The organism is Pseudoalteromonas sp. CnMc7-15, from assembly GCF_022347925.1.
Lineage (GTDB): Bacteria > Pseudomonadota > Gammaproteobacteria > Enterobacterales > Alteromonadaceae > Pseudoalteromonas > Pseudoalteromonas ruthenica.
On sequence record NZ_JAKRFT010000002.1, the window covers coordinates 403,861 to 421,500 of the forward strand.

Sequence of the window (17,640 nt, forward strand, 5' to 3'; positions counted from 1 at the left end):
TAAGCTATGCTAGTAATAATCATTATCAACAAGACGAAACGGAGTCTTTTGCTTTCTCTTGGTCTTGTTCATACGCACTCAATGCGATGAAAACTTTACTTGCTACATTGCTCATATCGGTGACGGTAGATATGACCCCAAAAACCCAAGCCTTGCTTGGGTTTTTTTATGGCTAAGCTTTGGACCCATACCAATAAACAGGCTAGAATCATAAAGATACGAGCCATACGCGGAGAACACAGATGTTGCGATACACACTATGCGCACTGACACTGAGCAGTGCACTTGCACTCGCGCCCGCAGCACATGCGGGGTTAGAAGAAGGCATTGCTGCGGCCAATGTGGGAGATTTTGAAACCGCCCTCAGCGAGTTTCAATATTTAGCAGACATGGGCTATGCCCCTGGAATCTATCAACTGGCACAAATGTACGAAAGCGGCCACGGTGTAGCGAAGAATCAACGTAAGGCTGCTCAGCTATATCAGCAGGCCGTGGATAAAGACTATGCAGACGCGATGTTTTCCTTGGCGGTCATGTACCAAGAAGGCCGAGGAGTAAAGCTAGACTTGCAACGAGCGGTCAGTTTATTCAAAGGGGCTGCCGAAAAAGGGCTGGCTGCTGCGCAATTTAACCTTGGCGTTATGTACACCAATGGCGAAGGCGTTATTAAAGATTACCAAAGCGCAATCGATTGGTATCGTAAAGCGGCAGCGCAAAATTATACCTTGGCTCAGTTTAACCTTGCGCTAATGTACTACGAAGGCCTAGGTGTAGCTAAAAGTATCGAAAAGTCTTATATCTGGAACACCATCGCGGAATACAATGGCAATGACGATGCCAGTACCAGCCGCAAACTCGACGAGAAAAAATTGCAGCCTGAAGAAATTGAACGGGCAAAGCAAAAGGCCGACGACATCTATGAAAAGATCCTCGCCGGCCGTTATGCAGGAGAAGGTCGTCGCCTATAAGTAAGCTGAGAGTGACTTGTTAATCGAGTCACTTCGCTCTATTAGCTTCTGCGCTGTACGATACATGCGCTTTTGCATTAATGCATGCGCTTTCGACAAATATGCAGAAGCGAGCGATTTCTTCAGTTTTACCATGGGCTGAAAATCTTCTGGCACTTTTTCTGCCAACGTGTTCACTTCTTCTTCCAGAGCAATTAGCTCTTTATGGTCATCCATATTAGTAATAGATACTTCCCAAGCATCAAACTGATCTTGGTAATACGCCGTGGCAGCCTCGTAAGGATACGGTGTATCCGGGTTACTCTCACGTTTATTGAAGTACTGTGCTAGCACCGTCATGGCTTCGCGTTTCGCTTCACCTTGTTGCAATAATTGCGCAATCTGCTGATTTTGCGCAAATACGGCCTCACCGACTTCGGCTAAGGTATCTAAAGTCGCAACGTCGTCTGCTTCAACGGCTGCTTGGTATTGCTCAAGGTATAAAGTGACCCCAGCTTCCATCGGTTGATAATCAAATTCAGGGGCAATGAAGGCTAGATCTTCAGAAAGCTTAACCAAAGAGTTGTCACCGCCCTCGGTTAGACGTCCTTGACTCAATAACAAGTCAATTTTTTCAACCACACCATCGAGCACCGATTGCTGCTCTGTTCGCGTATCTTGAATAAGTTCAGCCAACGCTAGTGAGTCAGGGAAACGAGGTTTGGCTTGATCGTACACGTTAATAATTGCAGTGAAGTTCTTGTATTCTTGCTCTTTATTCTGGCCTGCTAACTTCGCTTGTTGCTCCAACTGTGCCAGTAACTGGGGCTGGTTTTTAACCACCAAGCCTTGTTTTAGTACTTGGTACTGTGGCGGAATTTCACCTAATTTACTGAATAGGTTACTTGGCCCCCATCCCATCCACTGGTTAAGTTGCTCATTTTTGGCAACAGCATTGTCGTATTTAGCTTGCAACAAAGCGTAATCACTTTGCGCTTGGGTATGATAAGTAAACCCTAACCCTGCAACTACAGCCACAGTTGCCACCGCAGCCACTGCCGGCATGTGGTTAACTGTCAATAATTTCGACTTGAGTTCGCTAAAGCTCTTAAACCCTGGCTGCGAAATTGATAATGCTTTTTTCAGCGCGCCCCAACGTAGCATCGGCATCGACGCTGGCTTTTTCAGAGTATAAGTCGCTGGCACCTCATTGGCGGCAACCCGGTCATAAGGGTGGTTACTCGAGATAAGTTCATAGGCGATACACGCGAACGAAAAAATATCATCTTGCGGTGTCGGCTCTTGGCCATCTAATTGCGATGCGCTGGCGTAAGCTGGAGTGTACCCGGCAACACCATCTTCTGCCTGAGCGCCTTGATAAGCGTAAATATCATCGCCGCGATGGGCGCGAGCAACACCAAAATCTAGAATTTTTACGTCACCTTGGCTGGTGACCATAACATTGGAAGGCTTCAGGTCGGTGTGCACAACACCGTGGGCGTGCGCATAAATTAGCGCATCAATCATTTGCGTGAGAATGGGTTTGGCGTTGGCAAATTTCATGCCCGTTGGCCGTGAACGCTTGATAATTTGCTCAAGTGTCTCGCCCTCAATCCACTCCATAACGATGTAGTGAATCCCGGCCACGCTTGCACAATCATAAACGCGGACAATATTTGGATGCGATAATTGCTGACAGCGCTGGGCTTCTTTTTTCAACAGCGCCAATGCTTGCTCTGATTCTGCAAACTGAGATTGTAACACTTTAATAACGACGTGATGTTCGCCATCACTGGTTGAGAGGTGTAGGTCTTTGGCGCGGTAGATATCACTCATACCACCTTGGCCGACAAGTTCCTCCAGCAGATACCGTGCACCTAATTTCAAACCCTGAAGGTTGGCACTTTGAGCATTCTTTTGTGGGGCGTTACCTGAGTTTGCGATACCAGCGATTTGCGTTTTATCTTGCTCGCTTGCATTTTGCGGCTTGTCATCCATATTGGCTGTCCTTTAATGCGTTCATCCATTCACTGAGCGTTAATATATTAGATTATTAAATAAAAGGCTATAACAGATTGCGGTTTAAATGACCTTTTATACGGTTCAATAGTATAACCATCAGTATAATTGCAAAAACCACCACAATCTCTTAAGACCACTACAATGGTTACTTGAACTTATGCCACACCGGAGTAAATGTAGCGCTATTAGATACCGTCACTTTTATTGACAAAATCTAACTTAATATTTATCCTCGTGAGCTATTAACGTCGTCTTATGGAATAGAGTAAAGCAAATGGAAGCGACCTTTAACGTTATCAGCTACCACCGCCTATCCCCTGAAATAGAAACATCAAAGACTACCCAAGATAGCTTGGTATTTGGTCGTTCACAGGAGTGCGACTGGCACTTGCCAGATCCTGAGAAAATAATTTCCAGCACCCATGGCCGTATTGAGCGCTCTGGGTCGAACTTCGTTGTTCATGATTTATCAACAAACGGCCTATTTGTTAACCACAGTGTGACTCCTGTAGGCAAAGGCAATCAACAAGCATTGCAAGACGGTGATGTGCTCAGTATTGGCGATTATGAAATCGAATTTAAACTGGCGCAAAGCGCCGTCGCCGCACAAAACGCACCAGTAGCTCAACCATCGCAGCCGAGTATACCTGCGCAGCAAGCTGCACCTGCTTCGAGCACGAATAACGATGATTTGTTTGCAACGCAGATGCAATCCGCAAACGAACTTGACCAATCTTTCCAGATGCCCGGTCTAGAAACACCAGCGAGCGCCCCAGCAACCGGCTCTCAATCCGCAGCCGAAACCATTCCCGAAGACTGGGGGTTGGACTTAGCATTCGGCCAACCTGAGAGCGCGTCCCCTGCAAGTCAGCCTGCGCCTCAGCCAGAGCCACAACCAGCTCCTGCTCCTACGCCGGCACCAACAGCGCAAACGCAACATAGCATCGCTCCGACCCCAGAGCCAAAGGCGCCACAGCAAGCTGCACCACAAGCTTCGGCTACGCCGCAGCCAGCTCCAGCAGCTGCAGGGCAAGGTGAATTGGCAGCTGCTTTTTTGCAAGGTTTGCAAGTTGACGCGCAGCTTGCGAATGAATTAAACAACGCACAAACGTGGCAACAGATGGGGGAGAGTTTACGACTTCTATTGTTGGGCTTAGTTGAATCACTTAGACAACGCTCCTCGGTGAAACAACAACTGCGCTTGAATCACACTATGTTCCAAGCACAACAAAATAATCCACTGAAGTTTTCAGCAACTTTAGAAGATGTAATCCAGAACTTATACACCCGAAATAGCGCCAGCTTTTTAAATGCTGAGCAAGCTATTGCCGAGGCGTTTAAAGACACTCGCGACCACGATACGGCAATGATGGCCGGGACCGTGGGGGCCATTGAAGGATTACTCGATACACTTTCACCAGATCGCCTGAAAAGCCAAGCAAACGAACAAGGCGGTCTGAAAAAGGTTTTACCCTATCAATTAGAAGCGAAAAGCTGGCGTTTATTTAGCGCTATGCACCAAGACATGGAAAGTGAAATTGAGCGCAAAGGCAGTGGCGCGCTCGCTGATGATTTTGTTAAAGCTTACGATAGTAAATTAAAAACGCTTTAGATTAGTTATCCTAGAGGAAACAACATGAACAACAAATTATTGTCCGTATTGGTCGTAATTTTTACCTTAGCACTGAGTGCGTGTACTGCGGTGAATAAGATAGTACCGCCCTCCACCGACGTCACCTTTAATGTCGCGGCTGATATCAACCCAGATATTAATCAACGTCCTTCACCTGTTGTGGTTAAAATCTTTGAGCTGAGTTCACGGACAGTATTTGATAATCAAGATTTCTTCACCCTTTATGAAGATCCTGAGTCGGTGTTGGGCCCTGATCTGTTAAAAAAGGACGAGTTAGAGCTGCAACCTGGAAGCAAACTTGAGTACCCGATGTCGCTAGATAGAAATACGCGCTATGTCGGCTTTGTTGTAGCCTATCGCGATATTGACCAAGCTCGTTGGCGTGCAGTGTTAGCGGCCGATCCAACTGGCTATGATGATGTAACTGTTAATGTTGAGGAAATTGCTGTTTACGCCAAAGACTAAACAGCACTAAGAGGGAATTTACATGAGCGACCACAGCGCAATCGCATGGACCGAGGGGATGTTCTTACGTCCCCAACATTTTCAGCAAGCTGAGCGCAGCATTCGTCGTGCGATCAACCACAGCAGCCAGCATGTCCACCACTACCCGTGGGGGACTGTGTCGTTGGAAATAGACCAATCCTTGCTACCTTTAGGGCAAGTTCGTTTAAGCAAACTGACCGCCACCCTAGCTGATGGCACCGCCGTTGATATGCCTACGATCGACCCGCTACCACAAGCACTGTCGTTAACCAGCGAAGTACGGGACGAAGTTATCTATTTGGCGATTGCCAGTGATAAAACCAATGGCACAAATATCAGCGCTGATGGTGACGGTATGATCACCCGATACCGTTTTGCTGACCACACCTGTGCCGATGTAAGCTTAGGCAGCGATGCTCAGGAATCAGTGCAAATTGCCGCACTGCACAGCCAACTTAAACGCCATAACGATGACCGAGCTGGTTATATTTGTTTGCCTATCGCACGGGTAATCGAAGTATCCGACGAGGGCAACATTAAACTTGATAGCAAGTTTATTGCTCCTACCTTGAATGCCAAAGCGGTTGCGCCATTAACCAGCGTGGTACGCGAAATTCATGGCATGATTAAGCAGCGTGCGGAAGCGCTTTCTGCGCGGTTAACTCAAGGGCAAGCAGGTTCCACTTCGGTGGCTGACTTTATGATGCTGCAAGTGCTAAACAAGTACCAACCGGTGTTTAGTAACTTTGAAAATATGGATATGTTACATCCATTTATGCTTTATAACCGGGTGATTGAATTAGTCGGTGAGCTCAGTACCTTCAGTACCCGTGATAAACGAGTTCCCGAGCTGCCCCATTACAACCACAGTGAGCTGACTGCTGTGTTTGGCAATTTAATGGTATTAATCAACCAAACGCTGAGCCAAGTACTTGAACAAACTGCACTGGAAATACCCCTTGAGAAAAGCAAGTTTGGTATTTATTTTGGCGCAATTAATGATAAGTCATTGCTTGATAATGCTCACTTTATACTGGCTGTAAAAGCGAACCTACCTAACGAAGAAGTGCGTCAGCGCCTACCCGCACAGACGAAAATAGGTAGCGTCGAGACAATCCGCGACTTAGTGAATAACCAAATCCCAGGAATTACTCTTGCGACCTTGCCTGTCGCACCTAGGCAGGTGCCCTACCATGCTGGCTACCATTACTTCCAGCTGGAAAAAGGTAATGAGCACTGGCTTAAGTTAAGCAGTAGTGGTGGTATTGCACTGCATATTTCTGGCAACTACCCCGAACTACAAGTGGCACTTTGGGCCGTTAAGGGATAACTAACCAACAGGATACAATCATCATGGACAAGACGATTTTAAAGCCCCGTCCAGGAAGAAGAGGACTGGCACAAAATAATGGCGAGCCAGCTCCTGCAGGTGCTGGTGCTTCTGGCGCAGCGGCTAGTGCAGACACCTCTAGCGGGGATAAAACTGTAGTCAATGTGAACCAGTCAAAGCCTGTTGCTCGAGTGCAAGGGAACGCACCTATTTTTCAGTCCAAGCTAGTCGATTACGGTGCTGATATTTTTTCGCTGACAGTGGCAATCAATCGCATGAGTCATTGCGATGATGTCGATAAGCTTAAACAACAAAGCATTGATGCTGTTAAGAATTTTGAACAGTCTTTGCGTAACGAGCACCTCGATAGCCAGCTTATTGAGTCTGCACGATATTGCGTATGCGCGCTGTTGGATGAGACCGTGCTCAATACGCCGTGGGGCAGCGAAAGTGTGTGGGTGAATGAAAGTCTCCTATCCATCTTTCATAAAGAAACCTTTGGTGGTGAGTACTTCTTCACTTTACTTGATGAGGCACTGCGCCAGTCGAGTCATAATATCGACCTACTCGAACTACAATATTATTGTTTGAATCTTGGGTTCCAAGGCAAGTATCGTGTCAGTGCACAGGGACAATCTGCGGTCGATGATTACCGTGATAAGTTGTATCGCGAGATAAGCCTGATCCGTGGCACTGGTTCAAGCCAATTATCGATTAATTGGCGCAAACGCATTGCTAACGGCCTAGAGCTACGCCAGCAATTTCCACTCTGGGTTATATTAACCTTATTTGCTGCCCTCGCCCTGGTGGTTTACACCCTTTTTTCGTACCAACTGAATCGTTACTCCGATAATGTTTTCACAGAGCTTGATGCCTTAGTTCCCTATCAATTAGGCGAACAAACCACTGGTGATAGCATGGAAGCCAGTGTGCTGAACCAGTTGTTGCAGACAGAAATTCAACGTGGCGTGCTCAGTGTTACGTCACAATCTGACCGTGTACGTATTCGTATATCCAGTGAGTCGCTGTTTGATTCCGGCAGTAATATTGTTCGTGCTGATATGAAGCCGATTATTGCTAAAATTGCCCGTGCCCTTGAAGGCACACAAGGTAAAGTGCTGATCACCGGCCATACCGACAACACGCCGATTTCAACGCCTGAATATCCCTCTAATTGGCACTTATCATTGGCGCGAGCAACGCAAGTTGCCAACGCAATGGCGCAAAATGCGTCGTTAAGTGGCCGCTTATGGCCAGAGGGGCGTGGCGAAGCGGAACCAGTTGAAAGTAATGATACCGCCGCACAGCGAGCCAAAAACCGCCGTATTGAAATTGATCTGCTGTTTTAAATTTCAAGGAAGAGATTATGTCTATCAAAGAAAAAGCGAGGCTGCTCTCGTACAAACTTAAATCTCGAGTTGTAGTAACAACTTTGGGCTTTTTAGCGCTTGCCTTATTGATATGGTTTGGCGGCCCACTCATTGCCATCGCCGGTGCCGTTCCTTTGGCTTCAGCAGCATGGCGGTTAGTGTTAATTTTATCCATTGTCGTCGTGTGGTTGCTAGTGACTTGGTCGAAACGAGTCAAACAGAACAAACGCAATGAACAAATGGCCAATGAGCTCATTGATGGAGATGCCGACGCCAACAGTGATGTGAACGAGGAAATCGACACACTGAAAAAGCGTATGAGTGATGCCATTGATACGCTGAAAACCGCAAAGCTATACAAAAACCAAAATGTATACCAGCTGCCTTGGTATATTATGATTGGTCCACCGGGTTCAGGTAAAACCACTGCTATTAACAACTCAGGCCTTGATTACCCACTGCGTGAATCCATGGGTATCGACATGATCCAAGGGGTTGGCGGTACTCGCAACTGTGATTGGTGGTTCACCAATAAAGCCGTGCTCATTGATACCGCTGGACGCTATACCACACAAGATAGTCATGCCCGACATGATGCTCGTGCATGGCAAGGTTTTTTAGGGTTATTGCGTAAAAACAGACCATTACGCCCCATCAACGGCGTAGTTATTTCCATGGGCATTAGCGAATTAATGCACCAGACTAAGACCGAACGAAATCTTCACGCCCGCGCCATTAAACAGCGTTTGCAGGAACTGCAAAACCAGCTTGGTATGTCGTTCCCTGTATACGTTATTTTGTCAAAAGCTGATTTGATTGCTGGCTTTAATGAATACTTTGAGTATTTAACTGAAGAAGAAGCAGAACAAGTTCTAGGTGTCACTTTTGAATTGAATACGGCGGATAATGAACAAGCACCGGTGAATCACTTTAACCGGGAATTCCATGCGCTTATTTCTAACCTTGCAGCCAAGCTCAACCAACGCTTGATGCATGAGCGCGACCCGAAACGTCGTGGCATTATTTTTGAGTTTCCTCGTCAATTGCGTGTACTGCAAGGCATCGCCGACACCTTCCTAAAGGAAATTTTTACCCCTAACGCCTACGAGCAGCTGCCTATTTTACGGGGCGTTTACCTAACCAGTGCGACACAAGAAGGTGTACCGGAAGATTTATTGGCCCACAAGAAAGGTTACAGTGCTAACACAGGCGGTGAAAGTAGCCGTGCCTTCTTCATTAAGCGACTATTAGAGGAAGTGGTCTTTCCGGAGCAAAACTTAGCCTCAACTAACCGCCACCACGATAAACAGAACAAGTGGATGCGTATTGGTGCAATATCCACCGCTGCTTGTGCCACTTTAGCGCTGAGTATTAGCTGGTATCTTAGCTACTCTTGGAACAAAGAACTCATCAAGTCAACGCAAGGCGCTATTGATGAGTACCAGCTGCTCACGGCTGGCGGGCTAAACGGACAAACCGATTTACTCACTCTCACAAAAGCGCTAAACCGCCTGCGTGATCTGCCTGCAGGATATAGCGACCATATTCCGCTTGCAGACCCATCAGCCGTAGGCTATGACAAAGGCAGCGATCTGAAACAACCATCGGTTGAAGCCTATAAACGGGCACTATTCGCACACCTCGCGCCTTATATGGGCGAAGCGATGACCACAGAGATGAGTGAGCACAAAGAACACTTAGGGTATCTGTATGAGACCTTACGCGCTTATCTTATGCTGTATATGCCAGAACGCTTTAAGGCCGAGGATATTCAGGCTTGGTTCGCCGCGTACATTGAACGCGAGATGCCAGGTGATGCATATATTGCCGACCGACAAGCTCTTAACTCTCATATCGCAACGCTCTTAGCTGAAGGCTTTGAAGGTGTCGACCAAGACCTTGCTGCGGTTAAAAATGCCCGTGTAGAGCTGACTAAACTCCCCTTGGTTGATCGCGCCTACCAACGCTTAAAGACCGACTTTATCGACTCTAGCGTGGCCGACTTCAAACTCAGTGATGTGATCAGCTACAACAGTATGTATGCGTTTAGCTTTAAAAGTGGTCGCGACATAAATACAGGGATTCCGGGGCTCTATACCCACAGTGGTTTCCATGGCATTTTTAACATTGAGAAAAAGAAACTATTGAGCAACTTACTGCATGATAGTTGGGTGTATGGTGATAATCTCAGTGAAGTCGGTGACGATGCCAAAGCACGTATAGAGAAAGACTTAGAGTATCGTTATTTCCGCGACTATATCTACTACTGGGAAGAGTTTTTAGATGACTTAACGCTGCGCCCTTACAGCACCACAGAAGAAGGTGTGCGCGTTACAGAAATACTTTCTGGTCCAGAAGCACCCATTAAGAATATTCTTGCTGCCGTGCAAAAAAATGTCGCGCTCACCAAGATGCCGGTGTCAAAAAACCAAAAAGCAGCTGCGGCTGTAGCGGCTAATGCCGCCGATGTGGCAATGCAAAGCAAGACATCGCGATTAAAGCGCTTACTGCCCAATGAAATGCCAGATATCGAGATGCAACTCCCTGGGGCTGAAGTGGAACAAGCCTTTACAAAAATCCTCGAGGTTGACCCGGATTCGCTAGAAGATATCCAAACCAACTTGCGTAGCCTTAATCGCTATCTTGATAAGCTCGCCAATGGCGATCAGCAAAAGCTAAGCTTTAAAACTAAGGTCGCCAGTAATACCGACCCGAAATTTATTGCGACATTGCGCTCACAAAGCCGCTCTCTGCCCTACCCGTTTGATAACTGGCTAGAAGGCATGACTCACAATGCCGATCGCATTACCAAGGCAAGCGCTAATCAGCACTTAAATGAGATTTGGCGCTCGCAAGTGGTTCGTGAGTACCGAGTTGCCATTGCCGATCGCTATCCGTTTAACCCTATTTCTTCGCAAGAAGTACGGATGCGTGATTTCAGCCGCTTCTTCGGCCCAGATGGTACATTGGATAAATTCTTCAAGCGCTACCTCGCGGCTAATGTTGATACCAGTACCTCTCCGTGGCGCTTTGAGCGTGATATCGGTGTTAGTCAACGCAGCCTAGCGATGTTTGAGCAGGCCTCGAAAATTCGCCAAGCATTTTTCAGCGGAGGCAGTGATAAGCCCAGCCTACAGTTCGGGTTGAAACCTATCTCACTGGACAAAAAGGTCAGTAACTTCCGTTTAGAAATAGACGGGCAAGCGCTTAACTATCGTCATGGGCCGCTGCGTGTAGTCAATATGACCTGGCCAGGGGACAGTGCAGAAAGTGAAACACGCATCGTGTTTACGCCACCAGAGGGCGGGCGCTCAACGAATACCACCTACTCGGGTGAATGGTCACTGTTCAGAATGCTTGACGATATGAGCCAGAAACGTCCAGAAACTAAGGATGATCATCAGTTACATATCGCTTTAAGCGGTAACGAAGCTAAAGTGCAACTGCTACCTAGTAGCACCATTCACCCATTTTGGAGTGCCAACATAGAGAGTTTCAGATGTCCGACCAAGCTGTAAATATGGGCTATTGCGGAAAGGTCCCCTCCCGTGGGGACTTTATTGCGCATCAACTTGAGCGTAGTTTTCAGGTACCTTGGAACGAGTGGTTACAATCAGTGGTGGCGGTAAGTAAAGAGCAGCTTGGTGATATGTGGACTGAGCGTTACCTCACCTCCCCAGTGTGGCACTTTGCCTTATCAAGTGGTGCCTGTGGCGCTAATGCCATGTGTGGCTCGTTTATTCCCAGTGTTGATGCGGTTGGGCGTCACTTCCCGTTTACCGTCGCTGCCATTACCAATAGTAAGCCGCTGGATTGTTACAACAATGACTTTGCAACGCAAGAGTACGAAGATGCGGTGCTCAATGTGCTAGAGGATTCGGTTGATTTGCCCAGTTGGTTTAAATCAGTTAATGAGCAATATCAGCAACCTAAAGCAGACATTGAAGAGCTTTTGCTGACGCGCTCTGGCGATCCTAGCAAAGAGTCGTTAAGCGTCATGCTGGCTCCCAGTGCGGACGCTAACACCTTATTACACAATTTACTGAGCTCACGGTATGCGAACTATTGTCTATGGTGGACACATGGTTCCTGCTTGGTTGAGCCTTGCTTGCTGGTTACGCCCGGATTACCGGCGATAAGCCAATTTTCCGCCATGCTTGATGGACGATGGCAGCACTGGGATTGGAACCATAGTCAAAAATTAGACAGGGAAACTGCATGAGTATTACCAGTTACGCGCAGAGCCACCGTGGTGTAGTGCGAGAGATAAATGAGGATGCGTTAGTTGAGCTTCCACAGCACAATGTTTGGGTCGTCGCCGACGGTATGGGCGGCCACGCCGCTGGCGATTATGCCAGTCAGCTGGTTGTTGATGTGTTAAAGCGCCACCTCGATAGTGTGGGTAGTGGCAACGTCAATTGTAACGTCATCATCGCGGCATTAGAGGATGCCAATACTCAGTTGTACCAGCACAGCCAAGAAAATATGGACGGTAAAACCATGGGCTCGACAGCGGTGGTGCTATTTCTTCACGAACAAAGCTATTACTTCGTATGGGTGGGCGATAGTCGCGGCTACCTATTGCGTCGCGACCGACTCGAGCAGCAAACACGTGACCACAGCCAAGTGAATGAGCTAGTCGATGAAGGTGTTATTACCGAAGAACAGGCTGCCGTCCACCCACTGTCGAATGTTATTACTCGCGCTGTAGGTGTAGCCCCCGAAGTACAGCCAGAGGTTATGCAAGGCAAGTTACAAGATAAAGATGTATTCTTACTCTGTAGTGACGGGCTCACTGGAGAAGTCTCTGATCTCGAAATAGAGAGTTCATTATCCCCACTGAATATTATTGATGCCGGCATGGCACTTATGCACTCTGCGCTGGTGCGAGGAGCGAAAGATAATGTCACCTGCATTTTAGTGAAAAATAATGAAAATCATGTACAAGAGACGAATCAGTGCGATCAGGGTGACAAAACCGTACCGCTCTTCTAATATTTAACTATTGCCAAAAGATAAATAATCACATTTATACTATATAACCTTGTTTTAGGCACACTTATTATTTATCATGCATAAGACGCAACTAAGTTAAGCAATCAAGGGATTTTGAGCGTATATGTCAGGGACCGATCTTTTCGATTTATCACCACTTGTTAACGCTATCAGCGACGAGCAGCCGACCGGGGTAGACCCGCGTGAGGATGTATCGCCAACGTCAACGTACTACACGTTAAAAGACTTACGTAACACGCTGCGCGCGAATGAGCGCAATGCCCTCATTGACGATGAAAGTATTATCGCTGTTGCGCGAGATTGGCGACCCTTACTTGAACAAATCCCCGACGTCCTTTCACAACAGTGTAAGGACTTAGAGCTAGTCGCTTGGTACATAGAAGGGCTTTGTCGCTTACATGGTTTTGCCGGTTTAAGTCATGGCTTTGAACTTGCCGCACAGCTGATCGAATTATATTGGGATACCCTCTACCCCACCCCTGATGAAGATGACATTGAAGAGCGTGTAGCACCGATTGTCGGTCTCAATGGTATTGACAGTGAAGGCGCACTCATCATCCCATTGAAGAGCATCGCCATGACCGAAGGAGTATCTCAAGGTCCATTCTCGTTATGGGAATATGAGCGTGCTGTTGATTTAGAGCGTCTAGATGAAGAAAAGCGAGAGCGCCGAGTTGAAGAAGGTGCGGTATCGCTAGAGCAAATCACGACCGCCGTCAAAGAAACTCCAACCGAGTACTTTGTTGCTCTTGATAAAGAGATTGATGACTGTTTACAGGCTTTCACGCACCTAAGTGAGGCCATGGACGAGAAAGTAGGTTCGCCCCAACCTACCAGCTACATCACTAAGACTCTCGAACAATGTAGAGCTGCTATCAAGCACCTGGCTGGAGATCGTATCGAAGCCGCAAATGCTGTCGATGAACCGGCTGATGATGAGCAAGCAAGCGATGGCGACGCAGCCGATAGCGAAGAACAGAGCACTTCTAGCGGCAGCAAAGACGTTATTCAGGCGAGCATTAACTCACGCCAAGACGCCATAAAACAGCTGCAAAAAATATCCGATTTTTTTCGTAAGACAGAGCCTCATTCGCCCATGTCTTACACCATAGAGCAAGTAATCCGCTGGAGTGAATTAACACTGCCGGAACTACTTAACGAACTGATATCTGACAATGATGCACGCACAGGTTACTTCAAGTTGTCAGGCATCAAAGTCGAAGATAGCGAAACCTAGAATAATCTGAAAGGAGTTCTCGATGAGTATCCATGATAAGTTGAAAAGAGTAAGGAAGCCTCGCGTCCACATTACCTATGATGTCGAAACTGAAGGTGCAGTGGTCAAAAAAGAGCTCCCTTTTGTTGTTGGTGTTGTCGGTGATTTTTCCGGCCACAATAAAGAGGCACTAAAGCCATTAAAAGATCGCCGTTTTATCCAAATTGACCGCGACAACTTTAATGATGTGTTGAAGCGCATGAGCCCAACGTTGAGTCTTAAAGTTGATAACACTTTGGCCGATGATGGCTCCGAAATTGGTGTTGATCTAGAGTTTAAATCGCTGTCTGACTTTGAACCCGCAGCCATTGTGAACCAAGTTGACCCGCTGCGTAACCTTATGGACACACGTAACAAGTTACGTGACTTAATGACCAAGGTTGACCGCTCAGAGGAATTAGAAAACATCCTAGAAGACGTGCTGAGCAACACTCAAAACTTGGACAAACTTGCCAAAGAGTTAGACGTTGAGGAGAAAGAATAATGAGCACGGACGTTCAAGAACAACAACAGGAAGGCGTGGAAGAGCAAAGCTTTTCACTGCTAGAGCAGGCAATTGGCGCTACCAAGCAAACTGAAAGCTCACGCGCTCAGGAGCTTATCAAAACCTTAACTGAAGAAGCGCTAAAAGGCACAGTACAGTGGAATAAAAACCTGACTGTCACCTTTAATGAAGCAATTAAAGTCATTGATGAAGCGATTTCTAAGCAGTTGTCGGCCATTATGCACAATGATGAGTTTCAAAAGCTTGAAGGCTCTTGGCGTGGTTTGCACCACTTAGTGAGCAACTCAGAGACCAATGCCACACTCAAAATTCGTGTCATGAGCTTGAAGAAGAAAGAGCTGCATAAAGATCTCTCTAAAGCTGTTGAATTTGACCAGTCGCAAACCTTCAAGAAAATTTACGAGTCTGAATTTGGTACCCCAGGTGGTGAGCCCTATGGTGCTATCGTAGGTGACTACGAGTTTACTAACCACCCAGAAGACATCGAAACTTTAAGCTTGATGTCAAACGTCTCTGCTGCTGGCTTCTGTCCATTTATTTCAGCGTCATCACCTTCACTGTTTGGTTTTGACTCATGGACAGAATTAAGCAAACCGCGCGACCTTGAAAAAGTATTTGAATCGCTAGAATACACCAAGTGGCGCTCATTCCGTGACAGTGATGACTCACGTTTTGTGACGCTTACCATGCCACGTGTGCTAGCGCGTCTACCTTATGGCGAATCGACTAAACCAGTTGAAGAGTTTGGCTACGAAGAATTTGACGTCGATCCATCGACTTCTCGCTCTGGTAATACTGAGCATGATAATTATTGCTGGACCAATGCTGCGTATGCAATGGCAACAAATATGACTCAGGCCTTCTCAAAATACGGCTTCTGTACAGCTATTCGCGGTGCTGAAGGTGGCGGTAAAGTTGAAGGCCTTCCTACACATATTTTCACCAGCGATGACGGCGACCCAGATCTCAAGTGCCCGACAGAAATTGGCATTACTGACCGTCGTGAAGCTGAGTTAAGTAAACTAGGCTTCTTACCACTGTGTCACTATAAGAACACTGACTACGCTGTGTTCTTTGGCGGCCAAACTTGTCAAAAACCAAAGATATATGACAACCCGGATGCCACAGCGAATGCTGCAATTTCTGCTCGTCTACCTTATATGATGGCAACCTCACGTTTTGCCCATTACCTCAAAGTCATGGCGCGCGACAAAATTGGTAGCTTCATGGAAGCAGAAGATGTGGAAATGTGGTTAAACCGTTGGATCCTCAACTATGTCAATGCTTCAGAAGGGGGCGGTCAGGAAATTCGTGCTCGTTACCCACTTGCTGATGCAAAAGTCAGTGTTAAGGAAGTTCCTGGGGCGCCAGGTTCTTATAATGCTGTGGCATGGCTCAAGCCATGGCTACAAATGGAAGAGTTAACCACCTCTTTACGTTTGGTAGCAAAAATTCCAGAGGTGGGCTAAGCCCTCCTCTATACAAACTCAGTATTTTTGCAAAGGATGATGTGAATGAGTGCTGGTGAGTTTTCATTTGTTAGTCAGGATGTGTTCGAGCAGCAGCAGGAATCTGCTTCTCGACGCCTGCCAAATGATGTCTTTATGGAGCGCTTCGTGCGCCAAAAAGATCCGACTCATGCTTTGCTTTTATGGCTTGAGAATGCGCCTAACGCTCCGCTTCAACGCAATAATGAAAAAGTAGTTGCCTACTTAAGTCGCACTATCGCACTGATTGATGAGCTGTTACAAAAGCAGCTCAATATCATCCTTCACCATCCCAAATTTCAAGCGCTTGAGTCCAGTTGGCGTAATATCAAATACCTCACAGAAGAGGCCGAGCAATACGACAAGGATGGTAAGGTCAAAATCAAACTACTTAATTGCAGTTGGCAAACTTTGACCAAAGATGTCAGCAAAGCCATTGATTTCGATCAAAGCGACTTCTTTAAACAAATTTACTCCAACGAGTATGATAATCCAGGCGGTGAACCTTTTGGTGTCATCATCGGAGATTATCGTATTTCTCATAAGCCACGACCCGGCGTCGCTGGCAACGACATCGATACCCTGCAAGAGATAGTGCGCACGTGCGCAGCTGCTTTCTCGCCTTTCATTACCTCTGCAGAAGCGAATATGTTTGGTGTCGATAACTTTTCCGAGCTCGGTTTTCACGTTGACTTAAGCTCTCAGTTCGAGCAAATCGAATATATCAAGTGGCGTAAATTGCGTGATATGAATGATTCTCGATTTTTAGGAATTGCCGTACCCCGTGTATTGATGCGCGCTCCCTATGTTGAGGATGGTCAGCGTAGTGAGGGGTTCAAATTTCGTGAGGTGGTTAATAACCCTGATGAGGATAATCTCTGGGGTAATGCCGCTTATCCGTTTGCAGCAACACTTATTCGTGCATTTTGTAGCTCTGGTTGGTTCGGACAAATTCGCGGAATGCAGCCTGGTCAAATAAACCAAGGAGTAGTAACAAACTTGGCGCAGAGCCCGTTTGAAACTGACTTGTACCAAAAACAGCCGAAGCCTCCCGTTGATTTATTGATCACTGACCGAGCCGAAAAAGCACTCTCTGATAGCGGTTTTATCCCTCTCTCGCCACTGAATAAAAGTGGTAATTTGGTGTTTTTCAGTAACTCTTCCGTTCAACAACCTGCAAACTACGATGGTATTGCTGCACGTATTAACGCCAAGCTGTCCTCGATGATGCAATATATTTTATGTGTTTCGCGCTTTGCTCACTACATCAAGGTGATGGGCCGTGACCGAATTGGTTCTTATGCAACTCCACAAGCTTGTGAGCGAGACCTGCAGTCGTGGATAAATAATTACACCACCGCATCAGACTCTGCGTCTGATGAAGTGCGCTCCCGTTACCCGCTTTCGAGCGCCCGGGTCAATGTTAAGGAACACCAGGCCAAACCTGGACATTATTACTCAGTGATGCAGCTTCAGCCCCACTTTCAGCTAGACCAGATGGTGTCTAGCATCAAGTTAGTGACCGAGCTCTCACCCACTCACTACGAATAAGGCAAATAGACAGGATT

At 46.9% G+C, this 17,640-nt stretch carries 13 protein-coding genes; 12 read left to right on the plus strand and 1 reads right to left on the minus strand.

The window, feature by feature from the left end; translation table 11 throughout:
* Positions 1-242 precede the first annotated feature (242 nt).
* Positions 243-968 (plus strand): tetratricopeptide repeat protein, encoded by a 726-nt coding sequence (locus MHM95_RS05595; RefSeq protein ID WP_022944412.1) that lies wholly within the window; start codon positions 243-245, stop codon positions 966-968.
* Here MHM95_RS05595 and MHM95_RS05600 read toward each other — a convergent pair.
* The gene (locus MHM95_RS05600; protein ID WP_138548375.1) at positions 963-2,945 is read right to left on the minus strand and encodes a serine/threonine-protein kinase; all 1,983 of its coding nucleotides are present in this window, start codon (positions 2,943-2,945) and stop codon (positions 963-965) included. The genes MHM95_RS05595 and MHM95_RS05600 overlap by 6 nt on opposite strands.
* A gap of 298 nt (positions 2,946-3,243) precedes the next feature.
* Here MHM95_RS05600 and tagH point away from each other — a divergent pair, with 298 nt between their 5' ends.
* The 11 genes from tagH (at position 3,244) to tssC (MHM95_RS05655) (ending at position 17,623) form a co-directional block, all read left to right on the plus strand.
* Entirely contained in the window at positions 3,244-4,581 is a 1,338-nt protein-coding gene (gene tagH / locus MHM95_RS05605; protein WP_239384620.1) for a type VI secretion system-associated FHA domain protein TagH, read from the plus strand.
* A gap of 24 nt (positions 4,582-4,605) precedes the next feature.
* Complete coding sequence (gene tssJ, locus MHM95_RS05610; protein ID WP_045980643.1) at positions 4,606-5,067, plus strand: type VI secretion system lipoprotein TssJ; 462 nt, start codon at positions 4,606-4,608, stop codon at positions 5,065-5,067.
* Positions 5,068-5,089: 22 nt separating this feature from the next.
* Positions 5,090-6,418 carry a type VI secretion system baseplate subunit TssK gene (gene tssK / locus MHM95_RS05615; protein ID WP_045980642.1) on the plus strand — a complete coding sequence of 443 codons (1,329 nt, stop codon included), beginning with the start codon at positions 5,090-5,092 and terminating at the stop codon, positions 6,416-6,418.
* A gap of 23 nt (positions 6,419-6,441) precedes the next feature.
* The gene (gene tssL / locus MHM95_RS05620) at positions 6,442-7,767 is read left to right on the plus strand and encodes a type VI secretion system protein TssL, long form (RefSeq protein WP_022944417.1); all 1,326 of its coding nucleotides are present in this window, start codon (positions 6,442-6,444) and stop codon (positions 7,765-7,767) included.
* Between the two features lie 17 nt (positions 7,768-7,784).
* Complete coding sequence (gene tssM / locus MHM95_RS05625; protein ID WP_053910763.1) at positions 7,785-11,306, plus strand: type VI secretion system membrane subunit TssM; 3,522 nt, start codon at positions 7,785-7,787, stop codon at positions 11,304-11,306.
* Positions 11,288-12,010, plus strand: coding sequence for a type VI secretion system-associated protein TagF (tagF, locus tag MHM95_RS05630; protein WP_022944419.1), 723 nt, complete (start codon positions 11,288-11,290; stop codon positions 12,008-12,010). Before tssM ends, tagF begins: the two co-directional genes overlap by 19 nt.
* Entirely contained in the window at positions 12,007-12,783 is a 777-nt protein-coding gene (locus MHM95_RS05635; RefSeq protein ID WP_022944420.1) for a Stp1/IreP family PP2C-type Ser/Thr phosphatase, read from the plus strand. Before tagF ends, MHM95_RS05635 begins: the two co-directional genes overlap by 4 nt.
* A gap of 124 nt (positions 12,784-12,907) precedes the next feature.
* A complete protein-coding gene (gene tssA / locus MHM95_RS05640) occupies positions 12,908-14,041 on the plus strand; it encodes a type VI secretion system protein TssA (RefSeq protein WP_239384621.1) in 1,134 nt (377 codons plus the stop codon).
* A 22-nt stretch (positions 14,042-14,063) separates the two neighbouring features.
* Complete coding sequence (gene tssB / locus MHM95_RS05645; RefSeq protein ID WP_022944422.1) at positions 14,064-14,564, plus strand: type VI secretion system contractile sheath small subunit; 501 nt, start codon at positions 14,064-14,066, stop codon at positions 14,562-14,564.
* Positions 14,564-16,054, plus strand: a complete 1,491-nt coding sequence (tssC, locus tag MHM95_RS05650) for a type VI secretion system contractile sheath large subunit (RefSeq protein ID WP_239384622.1) — start codon at positions 14,564-14,566, stop codon at positions 16,052-16,054. Before tssB ends, tssC (MHM95_RS05650) begins: the two co-directional genes overlap by 1 nt.
* Positions 16,055-16,099: 45 nt before the next feature.
* The gene (gene tssC / locus MHM95_RS05655; RefSeq protein WP_239384623.1) at positions 16,100-17,623 is read left to right on the plus strand and encodes a type VI secretion system contractile sheath large subunit; all 1,524 of its coding nucleotides are present in this window, start codon (positions 16,100-16,102) and stop codon (positions 17,621-17,623) included.
* Positions 17,624-17,640: the final 17 nt, after the last annotated feature.